The sequence below is a fragment of the Lederbergia lenta NBRC 16444 genome (genome assembly GCF_001591545.1).
Taxonomy (GTDB): domain Bacteria; phylum Bacillota; class Bacilli; order Bacillales; family Bacillaceae_C; genus Lederbergia; species Lederbergia lenta.
The window spans coordinates 766,926-779,923 of sequence record NZ_BCVC01000001.1; the positions used below are offsets into that span (position 1 = coordinate 766,926).

Here is a 12,998-nt window from a genome sequence, read left to right on the forward strand (position 1 = left end):
AAAACTGGGGGAGGTGGGGAGTTGTCCGGTATTCTTACGGCGATTGGCTATTTATTTAAAGAACTTGTCTTTCTAGTTTCATATGTTAAGAACAATGCATTTCCTCAGCCGCTTTCACCTGAAGACGAGAAGAAATATTTACAGCAGATGGCTGAAGGAGATGACAATGCTCGTAATCTTCTAATTGAGCATAATTTGCGGCTTGTCGCGCATATTGTGAAGAAGTTCGAAAATACTGGTGAAGATTCTGAAGACCTGATTTCCATTGGGACGATTGGTTTGATCAAAGGAATTGAAAGCTATTCTTTTGGAAAAGGAACAAAACTTGCAACATATGCGGCCCGATGTATAGAAAATGAAATTCTCATGCATCTAAGGGCATTGAAAAAGACGAAAAAGGATATTTCATTACATGACCCGATCGGTCAAGATAAAGAGGGTAATGAAATATCCCTTATCGATGTATTAAAGTCTGAAGCAGAAGATGTGTTTGACACGATCCAATTAAACATGGAGTTGGAGAGAGTGAAAGAATATGTCGGTGTATTAGATGAAAGGGAACGAGAAGTGATCGTTGGAAGATTTGGCCTAAGTTTGGAAAAGGAGCGGACTCAAAGGGAAATTGCAAAAGAACTTGGCATATCAAGAAGTTACGTATCGCGAATTGAAAAAAGAGCATTAATGAAAATGTTTCATGAGTTTTATCGTGCAGAAAAGGAAAAAATGAAAAAAGCACAAGAAGAGGAAGAACAATAATTGGTGTAGTAAAAAATAGGTGTAGATTTGAAAAAAATTATAGCCAATCATAGTCTAGCGTGTTATAGTTAAATAGCGATGAGCTGATTTGCATAAGTCGACTGACATGCTTCAATGCGCACATGATGTGAACATGTGGTCTTTCGCCGCAAACGCATAAGACGCCTGCATAATTGCAGGCGTCTTTTCTAATGATTGAAGTAATAATGTTTTTTGAAAAATTTCAATGGAAATTTAGTTTTTTATCTAGCTATGGGCGCTAATGGCTTGAGGTCATCATCCGTCAGAAGGTCGCTCCTGCCATTTTTGTTTTATGCTTCTTCCTAGACGATTATATTTTATCTTTCTTGTGTGTGAATATCCAGTGTCAAGCGACTAGCAAGCTTTGTGCTTCTTCTTACGTTAGGGTTCCTCGACTAAAATAGCCACGTCTAAAGGACCCGCAACGGCAGGTCCAGTTTGTACTTCGCTAAACGGATGCTTCCGCTTATCTATATTAAACCTTTTTTAATGTAAACGTGCTGATCATCATTAAAGATAGAATAAAAGAAATAAATATAAATAAGTACGATGGTAAGTAAGGGATAAATAGATAACTAAGCGTCAATAAGCACCCTGAAGCAGTAATGGGAAGTCCTGTGAAATAGCCGTTGTTTTCAGTAACGTTAAATCTAGCCAATCTGAAAGCGCCACAGGCCATATAAAATATGGTGAAAAATACTCCGGGAAAACCAAATAAATGTAAGGCACCCTGATATAATAACAAAGCGGGTGCTACACCGAAGGAAATAATATCACTCATAGAATCGAGTTGTTTGCCCAAATCGGATTCTATTTGGAGTTTCCTAGCAACCATTCCATCAAAACGATCCGCGAGTGCAGAGATAAAGATAAAAACTACACTTAAATGAAGTTGGCCATTAATACCTGCAATGATCGCGAAGCTGCCTAATCCTAGGTTTGCTAAAGTAAGAACATTTGCAGTTTGTGCTTTTACTTTTCTAACCGTATTGTCAATCACGTCTGATAAAAGCATTTGAATTCCTCCTTTCATTTTTTCGTGTTAGTGGTTAGTATCTATTAATACTTAATTATATGCCTTTTAGACATCAAAGTTAAGATTTTTTTTGAAAAGGAGGGAGAGTATTGAGAGCAAAGTTATATCGATCGCTTATTCGCCTAATAAATGGTCCCGCGACCTCAAGGATATTGTTAAAGTTTGCTTATTCTGACTATAGTAAGTTCCTTATTAAACCTTATGCAAAATTTTATCAAATTAACCTAGAAGAAATGCATGAAGATATAAAAAGTTACCCTAGTTTACATGCTTTTTTTACAAGAAGACTGAAGGCGCAGGCAAGGTCTATCGATTCAAAGGCGGATACTGTAAGTAGTCCAGTCGATGGAGTATTGGAGGATTGTGGAGAGATATCTCCAACAAGTGAGATCATTGTGAAGGGGAAGAGATATTCCATTGCAGAGATGCTAGGGGGTACCAAAACAGCGACTACATATATTGGTGGTACTTATATGATTCTTTATTTAAGTCCTGCCCATTATCATAGGATTCATTCCCCAGCTGATAGTGAAGTTATTTCTACATATTCTATAGGGGAAAGATCATTTCCTGTGAATCGATTGGGTTTGAAATATGGAGATGCTGCATTATCAAAAAACTTCCGAGTGGTTACAGAGCTCAAACATCATAATATTTCCTTAGCAATGGTAAAGGTTGGGGCAATGTTTATTAATTCTGTCGAAATGGTCAATCATCATCGAGAATGGAAAAAGGGAGAAGAAGTAGCCTATTTCTCATTTGGTTCGACGGTTATCCTTATATTTGAAAAAGAAACTTTTCAGTTAGAAGAAACATTAACTATACCGAGTGAAGTACGGATGGGGGAGAAATTAGGAAAGTTTTTATATAATAAATAAAGCGCCTTTTACAGGCGCTATCTTATCTATATTTATGCTATCCGATCATATAAGACATTTTTATTTGGTTTATCAATGATCTTCGTTGAAGCTCAGATTCAATCAAATTAATAAAATCAGAACTTAGATTCAATTCTTTTGCTTTTTTGTACGATTCAATTAGTAATTCATCTGATAATCTGTTCATTAGCTTCACCTCCAGAAATTTTAAGTTCTAATTCAAACATATATTGAATAAATTAGTAAGTTGTCTCTTTATTACCCATTACTTTATCAGAATAAACGAATTGGAACAAGCGTTCCTTTATCCACAGGTGATGGTGGATAACCTGTTGGTAAAAAGATAATAACTAATTACTCAGTAGACTTTATAAGCTTCTTAATGTTCGTAAAGTTATCCACAATTATAGAAAAAGTAGAAAAATGTCGAAAACTTTTTCGCAACTTTGATAAAAGGTGCGAACGAAATGATTATTGGGTAAAATAAACATAATGACAGAGATTAAATAGAGGTGTAATAGATTGTTAAAAAAATTTTTGCCGAGTGAATATGTTAAAAGTATATTTCAAATAAAACCTGATGATTTAAAAGCAAGAGGAATAAAAGGAATAATAACTGATTTGGATAACACTCTCGTCGAATGGGACAGGCCTTATGCGACTCCTGAGCTTATTGAATGGTTTGATAAAATGAAGCAACATAATATTAAGATTACAATTGTATCAAATAATAACGAAAAGCGCGTTAAAGCATTTTCAGACCCACTTGGGCTCCAATTTATTCATAAAGCGAGAAAGCCACTTGTTTCTGCATTTAGAAGAGCTATGCAAACAATGGGGACATCAAGAGATGAAACGGTTATAATTGGAGATCAACTATTAACTGATATTCTAGGTGGAAACAGAGCGGGCTTTTATACAATTCTTGTCGTTCCAGTAGCAAAATCTGACGGTTTTTTTACCCGTTTTAATAGAGCTGTTGAGCGAAGAATTATGTCGAATTTTAAGAGAAATGGATTAATAAATTGGGAGGATGACAAGTGAAAAATACAGATATCAGTTGTATCGGATGTGGGGTCATAATTCAAACCGAAGACCCGAGTACTATAGGATATACCCCTTCTTCTCAACTAGAAAAAGAAGAGGTTGTTTGCCAAAGATGCTTCCGCTTAAGGAACTATAATGAAGTACAAGATGTATCACTTACAGATCAAGACTTTTTAAATATTCTTAATGGATTAGGAAACACGGATAGTTTAATTGTAAAGGTCATTGACATATTTGACTTTAATGGCAGTTGGTTAACAGGGCTCCATCGGTTTGTTGGGAAGAATCCAATTTTGCTGATCGGTAATAAAGTAGACCTACTTCCGAAGTCAATTAAAAAAAATAAATTGACTCAATGGATGAGGGGACAAGCAAAGGAACTGGGTTTACAGCCAATCGATGTTCTTTTGGTAAGTTCGACAAAAGGCCTGCATATTGCAGAAGCGATGGAGAAAATTGAACAGTATCGGGCTGGAAAAGATGTCTATGTCGTAGGGTGTACAAATGTAGGGAAATCAACGTTTATTAATAGGATTATTAAGCATGTAGCGGGCGGAGAAGATGTGATTACAACATCTCATTTTCCAGGGACAACACTTGATATGATAGAAATCCCGCTTGATGACGGGAATGCTTTATTTGATACCCCTGGAATTATTAATCATCACCAAATGGCGCATTTTGTTGATAAAAAGGATTTGAAAATAATAACGCCAAATAAAGAAATAAAACCTAAAGTGTTTCAACTGAATGAAGAACAAACACTATTCTTTGGTGGTTTAGCTAGATTGGATTATTTGAAAGGGGGACGCAGATCCCTTGTATGTTACTTAGGAAATGCGAGTCAAATACACCGAACGAAACTAGAAAATGCCGATGAATTGTATGATAAACATGTTGGTGATATGCTTCAGCCACCACGTAAAGATGAACTTGATACTTTTCCAAAACTCGTACGTCACGAATTTACGATTAAGGAAGGAAAAACAGATATTGTTTTCTCTGGCCTTGGATGGGTAACGGTCAATGATCCAGGCGCAAAAGTGGCTGCGTATGTACCAAAAGGGGTAAGTGTCATGTTACGTCGCTCGCTCATTTGAGGTTGTTCTATAATGATTAATTCTACAAGATAGGGTGAGGAGATTGCATAAACTTTATGGAGTCATTGGCGATCCAATCGCACAGTCAATGTCACCGCTCATGCATAATCAAGAGTTCCAACAGTTGGGGATGAGTGCATATTATCAACCATTCCATATATTAGAAAGCAATTTGAAGACGGCTGTAGAGGGAATGAAAGTAATAGGACTGGAAGGATTTAATGTGACGAGCCCCCATAAAACCACGATCATGCCTTTTTTGGATAGCATTGATCCACTTGCTAGAGCCATTGGCGCTGTTAATACAGTAGTTCGTGAAAGTGGGGAGTTTCGTGGCTATAACACAGATGGAACAGGGTTTATTCAAGCACTTCAAAGTGCATGGAAAGAGGATTTTCTGAATGAACGTGCGTTGATTATAGGAGCAGGTGGGGCGGCGAAAGCCATTTATTATACGCTACTAGCAAAAGGGATGACATATGTTGATATTTGTAACCGTTCAGTAACGAATGCAGAACGATTAATTGAAGATTGTCCTTATGAAGGTGTCTCTAAAGCTTTATCACTTCAAGAAGCAGAATTGGAACTCGACAATTATAATCTCATTATCCAAACTACTTCTATCGGCATGTATCCTGAAATAACTATTAGCCCGCTACATCTTGGGAATTTAAGGTCATCCGCATTTGTTTCTGATATTATTTATAATCCTTTTGAGACAGCATTTTTACAAGAAGCGAGACAAAAAGGCGCACAGATACAAAATGGGATCGGTATGTTTATCCATCAAGGTGCCGATGCTTTTAAAATGTGGACAGGGGTAATGCCCGATGTCGAACGAATGACTAATATTGTAACAAGGAAATTAGGAGGAACATCATGTTAACTGGAAAACAAAAGCGTTATTTACGATCTAAAGCACATCACCTGGACCCGATTTTTCAAGTTGGAAAAGGTGGAGTAAATGAAAATATGACGAAACAAATTAGCGAAGCTTTAGAAGTACGAGAATTAATTAAAATAAGTATTTTACAAAACTGTGAGGAAGATAAAGAGGTTGTTGCCGCAGCGATAGTAAAGGATACAAAAGCGGAGCTCGTACAAATTATTGGAAAGATTATTGTCCTGTATAAGGAATCTGACGAACATAAAACCATTAATCTGCCTGTTTAAGGACTGATGATTATGAAAAAAGTTGGCATTTTAGGAGGAACTTTTGATCCTCCACATTTGGGACATTTAATTATCGCAAATGAAGTACTTCATCATTTAGCTTTGGACGAAATTCATTTCATGCCGAATCAAGAACCGCCTCATAAAAATAGGGTGAGTGGTACGACGGCTGAAGATAGAGTTCGGATGCTCGAGCTTTCTATTTCTGGAAACAGCCAATTTTTGGTTGAAAAAATAGAGTTAGAAAGAAATGGACGTTCCTATACAATAGATACGATGAAAATTTTACAGGAAACGAATCCGGATTATGATTATTACTTTATCATTGGAGCGGATATGGTGGAGTATTTGCCGAATTGGCACAAGGTGGATGAGCTTGTTAAGTTGATTCAGTTTGTAGGTGTGAATAGGCCCGGTTACAAACTGGAAACTAATTATCCAATCACTCAAATGGAAGTCCCGCAAATTGATATCTCTTCGACTTTGCTTAGAGAAAAACTACAACAAGGAATTTCTACGAAATATTTGCTTCCAGATAAAGTTATTAGCTATATTAAGGAGCAACATTTATATGGATATTGATCAAGCGCTAAAGGTTGTTAATGGAAAATTAGTAGGTCCACGTTATGAACATACGATAAGAGTTTTAGATACAGCTCGTGAATTAGCCCAAAGATTTGATGCAGATGTAAAAAAGGCTGAAATAGCAGCAGTCTTTCATGATTATGCAAAGCTTCTTTCTATTGACGAGTTAAAAGAAAATATGAACGATGCAAGAGAAGATTCACGTTTGCTTTGTTACCATCCTGAGTTATGGCATGGCCCTGTAGCTGCTCGAATCGTCTCTGATACATTTGCTATACACAATAAAGACATATTAAATGCCATTCGCTATCATACGACAGGCAGAGCGAATATGACACTGCTTGAAAAAGTTATATATGTAGCAGACTATATAGAGCCAGGTCGCAGCTTTCCTGGGGTAGAGGAAGTAAGAGAACTTGCTTGCTACGATCTCAATAAAGCCCTACTTAAAGCGCTAGGCAATACCATTGCATTTTTAGTTGCAAAAGATGCTCTGGTTTTTCCAGACACATTTGAAGCATACAACTATTTGATTTTTGAAAGGGAGGAAAAGTAATTTGGAAACAAAAGAATTATTGAAAACAGTAGTAAAAGCAGCAGATGATAAAAGAGCAGAAGATATCGTTGTATTAAATATGGAGGGTATCTCATTAATTGCTGATTATTTTATCATTTGTCATGGTAATTCCGATAAGCAGGTACAAGCTATTGCTCGAGAGATGCGAGATGCGGCTCAAGAAGCAGAAATCGAAGTGAAGAAATTGGAAGGCTTTGATGAAGCGAAATGGATTTTAGTGGATATGGGAGATATTATTGCTCATATTTTCCATCGTGATGAGCGCAGTTACTATAATCTAGAACGACTTTGGGGAGACGCTCCATTTGAAGATGTGCTTGGGGAACTTACGAAGTGAGTTATGAGCGACTAGCTTATGTATATGATACTTTAATGGCGAATGTTCCATATGAGAAGTGGCTTCACTTTTTTAAAGAAGAAAAACAGCGCCATCAAGTTCATGGCAATAGAGTGCTTGATTTAGCATGTGGAACAGGCGAAATGTCTGTTCAACTTGCTAAGGAAGGACTTACAGTAACTGGTGTTGATCTATCGAGTGACATGTTGATGGTTGCACAGGAAAAAGCGGAGCAAGCAAAAGTGACAATAAACTTGTTTCAGCAAGATATGAGTGCACTTGAAGGACTTGATACATTTGATGTAATTACTGTTTTTTGTGATTCGCTTAATTATTTACAGACCCCTGAGGATACAAAAAATACTTTCTCTCATGCACACCGGCATCTGGATGAAAACGGCTTGTTTTTATTTGATGTACATTCTACTTATCAAATGGATTACAGGTATGTGAATGAAACTTTTACTTTAAATGAAGAAAAAATAGCATACATTTGGGATAGTTTTGTTGGGGAACATGAATATTCGGTAGAACATGAGTTATCATTTTTTGTATTAGAAGAAGAGTCGGGACTATATGAACGATTTGAAGAATTGCACAAACAACGTACATATTCGATCAACGATTATACATTATGGCTCGATGAAGCAGGCTTTACTGTTCTATCTGTCACAGCAGACTTTACCAATCAACCCCCAACTGAGACATCAGAGCGAATCTTTTTTACATGTAAAAAGAAAAGCGAAAGCGCCCGTTAAACGACGAACAAACTGGAGGTGCTTCCGTACGAGATAAAGGAAACACGATGAGCCAAAGGCGAATCGATGTTGACTTATCGTAGGAAGGAGTACCGAAGTTTGCAAGTCGTTGGGCTCTATAGCTGGACAAAAGAAAAGCGAAAGCGCCCGTTTAAAGTAACGAAATAAGTGGTAAAAAGGCAGATTTTTTACCACTTATTTAAAAAAAGAAGAAGGAATTTTAGTATCAGTGCAGAATTATACTTATAAAGGAATATGTTTTGCCTCAATTTCATTTACTTCCATATTAAACTTCTTGTGTGTTGCTTGAAATAATTTTTCAAATACATCCTCTAATTCAGTATCTAACACATCTATGCCAACTCCAGTTATACCACCTTTTACACATACTTTCTCTTCTAAAGTAGGTAATGAATAATACCCTTTTTTCAACAAATCCCCAAGCCCTATTAACATTTGTTCGGAAAGTATAGTGGCAGTCTCTTTGTCAATCTTCGTTTCTGTTGTAGCTGCATCGATAAATCTTCTCGTCAAATAACTAAAAAAAGCTGGTCCGCAACTGACAATATCTGAAGCAACACGAGTAATATCTTCATTGATTTCTAATGGAACTGATATATTAGAGAACATTTCTATAAGACGATTTTTCCACTTTTCGTCACATCTTCTACCAATTGTTAAGAGAGAGATGCCAGAAAGTGCTCTATTCGTAATGCTTGGAATAATTCTTGCGCATGAACAAGGAGCAATCTTTTCTAACCATTCAACCTTTATAGGGCTAGTAATGGATACAATACAATGTTCCGGCGTTAAATGGTGCAGATTTTGCTTGAGAAGTGGTAAGATGTCGTGTGGTTTAACACAAATAAAAATTAGTTTTGCGGAATTTATTGTTTCTTCAGAATTATAGGCAACATGTATTCCTTTAAATTTATATTTAAGCTTCTCAGCTTTGGCTTTTGTACGATTAACAACAACTAAATTTGAAGGAGAAACAGCTTTTCCTTCTAGCAATGCTTCAGCTAAAATTGTCCCCATATTTCCGGTTCCAATGATCCCGACTTTCATGCTTTTCCCTCCTTCTAAGTCTACTCCTACCAAATGTATGCCGCATCTAAAATAATATTCCATTCCTATGAGGTGATCCTTAATGAAAATTTGGATTGAAAGATATAAAACAATGTTAATTTGCGTAATTGTGATCCTATTAGCGGGTTTTCTTTATTTAAGTAGACCAGAGGAGAAAGCCTTGCAAGACCCTGTTGACATGGGGTTACAATGGCAAGATGAAGATACTCCAAAAGATATACTGGGAGATAACGAAGAGGCAAACATACGTATATTTGTAGATGTAAAAGGGTGGGTTCAAAAGCCTGGACTTTACGAGGCGAAAGATGATGACCGCGTATTTGATATAATCGAGCTTGCTGGTGGATTACTTGAAGAAGCTGATGAAAACCAGATTAATTTTGCTGAAAAAATACATGATGAAATGATCGTTTATATTCCCAAAATAGGTGAAATTTTCGATGAAGTTCCTCAAGGCACGGGTACGCAATCAAAGAAAGACGAGAAAGTTAATTTGAATAAAGCCGATAATACCGAATTGGAAACATTGCCTGGTATTGGTCCCGCAAAGGCAGCTGCGATTATTGAATATAGGGAACAAAATGGTCCTTATCAGCAAATAGAAGATTTAAAAAAAATATCTGGGATTGGACCAAAATCATTTGAAAAACTACAAAATTTAATAAGTGTAAAGTGAAGGAAATTCAGAACGATTGACTTAGTATAAAGAACCTCGATAAACTATAGAAAACAGCAAAGGGAGAAGAACAGGATGGAAAGAATTTCATGGAATCAATATTTTATGGCACAAAGCCAATTACTGTCTTATAGAAGTACATGTACACGACTTACGGTTGGAGCAACAATTGTGAGAGATAAAAGGATTATTGCTGGGGGATATAACGGTTCCATTGCAGGAGGCGTCCATTGCAGCGATGAAGGCTGTTATGTCATTGACAATCATTGTGTGCGAACAATCCATGCTGAAATGAATGCGATATTGCAATGTGCTAAATTTGGTGTGCCAACAGAAAATGCAGAAATTTATGTTACGCATTTTCCATGCCTCCCATGTTGCAAAGCGATTATTCAAGCAGGAATAAAAGCTGTTTACTATGCGAAGGATTACAAAAATCATCCTCACGCGATTGAGTTGTTTGAAGAAGCGAAAGTAAAAGTAGAAAAAGTTTCTGTAAATAAAGAAATTTTTCTTTCATTTGCGGAGGAGTAATAATGAAATAAGGGGCTGTATTTCAGCCTCTTAAATAATATAAAAAGGAGTATATATGGCTGGTAAATGTTATCATATAGCCTGTGCCGCATTAGTTGGAATATTACTTTCACTGGAATATCATCTCTTGACACTGATATTGGCGAGTATAGTTATCGTTCGAGTAATTCAAGAAAGAAATAAACATTTATTGATCTTATTTTGTTCAATTATGTTCTTGTTTATTATTTTAGGTTTGAATAGTGAAAAAGATAAGCGTTCATCTTTTTCTGAAGGCAATATCCACGATTATGTCACCTTCCAAGAATCCCCTGAAATTGATGGTAATCGTTTAAGAGCCATCGTTACAACGTCTAACGAAGAGAAATTAATGCTCTCACACAACATTCAAAATGAAAAGGACAAATATCGGTTAGAAGATAAATTAGTAGCAGGTTCATCCTGTCGAACTAATGGAGAGCTAGTCATCCCTTTACCAAATAGTAATGAACACGCATTTAATTATCAAAGATATTTATATAGACAAAATATTCATTGGCAACTTGAAGTAGAGGCGTTCTCAATAGAAAATTGTTCTGTCTCAGGAAGGACGATAAAGCACGTATTCCAAAATATAAGAGAAAAAGGCATAAAAACTGTTGCAGAAAATTTCCCTGAAAAAGTAACACCGTATGCGAATGCATTGATTTTTGGTGAACGCTCTGATTTTGCTAATGAAACATATCGGGCTTATCAGGAAATTGGGGTCGTTCACTTATTAGCTATTTCGGGCTTGCATATTGGTTTATTAGTTGGAATCTTATACTTTTGTCTGTTACGTATAGGAATGACGAAAGAAACTGTTTTCTGGCTACTTTGTTGTATTCTTCCGATATATACGATCCTTTCAGGTGGAAATCCTCCAGTCATAAGGGCTGTAATAATGTCTTTACTGTTGTTAGCAAAACAAAAATGGAGGCTGCCATATACAACTTTTGACGCATTTTCGATTAGCTTCATCGTATTTTTATTTTTTGATCCTTACCTTATTTATCATGTCGGATTTCAACTTACATACAGTGTAAGTTTTGCATTAATTATCTCTTCGCAACAAATTCTTCGGAAGAAAACCTCTTCCTTCAAAAACATGTTCGATATTTCTGTAGTTTCTATGCTTGCCTCGCTTCCTATTCTTGCTTTTCACTTCTATGAATTTTCCCTTATTAGTATCGTATCAAATATTGTTTATGTACCTTTTTATACAATTGTTGTACTACCCTTAATGTTCTTCCTGTTTATTCTGCAATTCATCCATTGGCCGTTGTTTGTCATTTTTTCGGAGTGGACTTCGCGACTGCTGTTATACTCGGAACAAATAGCGAAATATGGAAGTACATTAAAGTTCGCTATGATAACCGTAGGGAAACCAGACATCATCATGATGGTATTGATGATTATAGGTGTATTTCTATTCTTATTATTTAATGAGCAAGGAAAATCTTATCTTTACTCGGCCTGCCCATTGATTCTTGTTTTTTTTATATCGTTTTTGGTTCATCAATTTCCAGTAAAAGGAGAAGTTATTTTTATTGATGTTGGTCAAGGGGATAGCATTTTGATTAAGCTTCCTTATAACCGAGGTACTTACTTAATTGATACGGGTGGGACTCTGCATTTTCCTGTAGCAGATTGGCAAGAGCGAAGTAAATCCTTCAAAGTAGGTGAAGATGTGCTGTTGCCTTTATTAAAAAGTAAAAAAATTAATAAAATTGATAAGCTGATTTTGACACATAGTGACGTAGACCATATGGGTGCTGCACAGGAATTGCTAGGCAGAGTGATGATAAAAGAAATATTGATTTCACCTAATTCGTGGGAAAAGAAAATGATGGCTGATTTAGTTACGGAGGCTCAATCATTAGGAATCAGTGTCAAGCAGGAAAAAGCAGGATCTAGTTGGCAAAATAAATCAGGTGAATTTCATTTTCTTTACCCTTTTGATGATGAATATGAAGGAAATAATGATTCACTGGTGTTATACGGAGTATTTGGTGGTTTAAGTTGGATATTTACTGGAGATCTTGAAAAGGAAGGTGAGGAGGAATTTATTAAGAGGTATGGTGATTTGCGTGCTGATGTCTTAAAGGTTGGACACCATGGTAGCAATAGCTCCACAACATCCGATTTCTTAGCGCTCCTTCAACCTAAATACTCTATTATTTCTGCTGGAAGGAATAATCGATACGGTCATCCGCATGCTGAAGTAATAGCTGAACTTCAAGCTTCCAATACTTCTATTTTTCAGACAGGTGAACATGGAGCAATTCATTACGAATTTACGAAGAAAGGCGGAACCTTTAGAACCCAATGGCAATATGATAAAGCAATAGAGATACAGGAATAAAAAATGCAAGCGCCTTGTATTCCGTTAGACACAAGCCAGATGCCTATG

General features: G+C 36.3%; 16 protein-coding genes. 13 read left to right on the plus strand and 3 right to left on the minus strand.

All coding sequences use genetic code 11. The features are described from left to right. The first annotated feature begins 21 nt into the window (after window positions 1–21). Window positions 22–756, plus strand: coding sequence for an RNA polymerase sporulation sigma factor SigK (gene sigK, locus BLE01S_RS03435; RefSeq protein WP_066137317.1), 735 nt, complete (start codon window positions 22–24; stop codon window positions 754–756). A 496-nt stretch (window positions 757–1,252) separates the two neighbouring features. Here sigK and pssA read toward each other — a convergent pair whose 3' ends face one another. Further along, window positions 1,253–1,792 carry a CDP-diacylglycerol--serine O-phosphatidyltransferase gene (gene pssA, locus BLE01S_RS03440; protein ID WP_066137319.1) on the minus strand — a complete coding sequence of 180 codons (540 nt, stop codon included), beginning with the start codon at window positions 1,790–1,792 and terminating at the stop codon, window positions 1,253–1,255. 110 nt (window positions 1,793–1,902) lie between these two features. Here pssA and BLE01S_RS03445 point away from each other — a divergent pair, with 110 nt between their 5' ends. After that, window positions 1,903–2,691: a phosphatidylserine decarboxylase gene (locus tag BLE01S_RS03445; protein ID WP_066137321.1), complete on the plus strand. Its 789-nt coding sequence runs from the start codon at window positions 1,903–1,905 to the stop codon at window positions 2,689–2,691. 37 nt (window positions 2,692–2,728) lie between these two features. On the opposite strand, the gene BLE01S_RS03450 is transcribed toward BLE01S_RS03445, so the two are convergent. Next, entirely contained in the window at window positions 2,729–2,878 is a 150-nt protein-coding gene (locus BLE01S_RS03450) for a sporulation histidine kinase inhibitor Sda (protein WP_066137323.1), read from the minus strand. A 335-nt stretch (window positions 2,879–3,213) separates the two neighbouring features. Here BLE01S_RS03450 and BLE01S_RS03455 point away from each other — a divergent pair, with 335 nt between their 5' ends. Genes BLE01S_RS03455 through BLE01S_RS03490 form a run of 8 tightly spaced genes read left to right on the plus strand, consistent with a single transcriptional unit; the run spans window position 3,214 to window position 8,268 of the window. Further along, window positions 3,214–3,735 carry a YqeG family HAD IIIA-type phosphatase gene (locus BLE01S_RS03455; RefSeq protein WP_066137324.1) on the plus strand — a complete coding sequence of 174 codons (522 nt, stop codon included), beginning with the start codon at window positions 3,214–3,216 and terminating at the stop codon, window positions 3,733–3,735. Further along, window positions 3,732–4,838 (plus strand): ribosome biogenesis GTPase YqeH, encoded by a 1,107-nt coding sequence (gene yqeH / locus BLE01S_RS03460; RefSeq protein WP_066137326.1) that lies wholly within the window; start codon window positions 3,732–3,734, stop codon window positions 4,836–4,838. The genes BLE01S_RS03455 and yqeH overlap by 4 nt, the downstream gene beginning before the upstream one ends. Window positions 4,839–4,881: 43 nt before the next feature. Continuing rightward, window positions 4,882–5,724, plus strand: a complete 843-nt coding sequence (gene aroE, locus BLE01S_RS03465; protein WP_066137329.1) for a shikimate dehydrogenase — start codon at window positions 4,882–4,884, stop codon at window positions 5,722–5,724. Continuing rightward, window positions 5,718–6,011, plus strand: coding sequence for a ribosome assembly RNA-binding protein YhbY (yhbY, locus tag BLE01S_RS03470; protein ID WP_066137331.1), 294 nt, complete (start codon window positions 5,718–5,720; stop codon window positions 6,009–6,011). Before aroE ends, yhbY begins: the two co-directional genes overlap by 7 nt. A gap of 12 nt (window positions 6,012–6,023) precedes the next feature. Continuing rightward, a complete protein-coding gene (locus BLE01S_RS03475; RefSeq protein WP_066137333.1) occupies window positions 6,024–6,593 on the plus strand; it encodes a nicotinate-nucleotide adenylyltransferase in 570 nt (189 codons plus the stop codon). Beyond that, window positions 6,583–7,152, plus strand: coding sequence for a bis(5'-nucleosyl)-tetraphosphatase (symmetrical) YqeK (yqeK, locus tag BLE01S_RS03480; RefSeq protein WP_066137335.1), 570 nt, complete (start codon window positions 6,583–6,585; stop codon window positions 7,150–7,152). Before BLE01S_RS03475 ends, yqeK begins: the two co-directional genes overlap by 11 nt. 1 nt (window position 7,153) lies before the next feature. Next, the gene (gene rsfS, locus BLE01S_RS03485) at window positions 7,154–7,510 is read left to right on the plus strand and encodes a ribosome silencing factor (RefSeq protein WP_066137338.1); all 357 of its coding nucleotides are present in this window, start codon (window positions 7,154–7,156) and stop codon (window positions 7,508–7,510) included. Further along, a complete protein-coding gene (locus BLE01S_RS03490) occupies window positions 7,507–8,268 on the plus strand; it encodes a class I SAM-dependent DNA methyltransferase (protein ID WP_066137340.1) in 762 nt (253 codons plus the stop codon). Before rsfS ends, BLE01S_RS03490 begins: the two co-directional genes overlap by 4 nt. Window positions 8,269–8,511: 243 nt before the next feature. On the opposite strand, the gene comER is transcribed toward BLE01S_RS03490, so the two are convergent. Then, window positions 8,512–9,336: a late competence protein ComER gene (gene comER, locus BLE01S_RS03495; protein ID WP_066137344.1), complete on the minus strand. Its 825-nt coding sequence runs from the start codon at window positions 9,334–9,336 to the stop codon at window positions 8,512–8,514. Window positions 9,337–9,418: 82 nt separating this feature from the next. On the opposite strand from comER, the gene BLE01S_RS03500 reads away from it, so the two are divergent. The 3 genes from BLE01S_RS03500 to BLE01S_RS03510 all read left to right on the plus strand — a co-directional run bounded on the left by BLE01S_RS03500 (window position 9,419) and on the right by BLE01S_RS03510 (window position 12,950). Then, entirely contained in the window at window positions 9,419–10,033 is a 615-nt protein-coding gene (locus BLE01S_RS03500) for a helix-hairpin-helix domain-containing protein (protein ID WP_066137347.1), read from the plus strand. Between the two features lie 75 nt (window positions 10,034–10,108). Continuing rightward, the gene (locus BLE01S_RS03505; RefSeq protein WP_066137349.1) at window positions 10,109–10,567 is read left to right on the plus strand and encodes a ComE operon protein 2; all 459 of its coding nucleotides are present in this window, start codon (window positions 10,109–10,111) and stop codon (window positions 10,565–10,567) included. A 55-nt stretch (window positions 10,568–10,622) separates the two neighbouring features. Next, window positions 10,623–12,950, plus strand: coding sequence for a DNA internalization-related competence protein ComEC/Rec2 (locus BLE01S_RS03510; protein ID WP_066137351.1), 2,328 nt, complete (start codon window positions 10,623–10,625; stop codon window positions 12,948–12,950). Window positions 12,951–12,998: the final 48 nt, after the last annotated feature.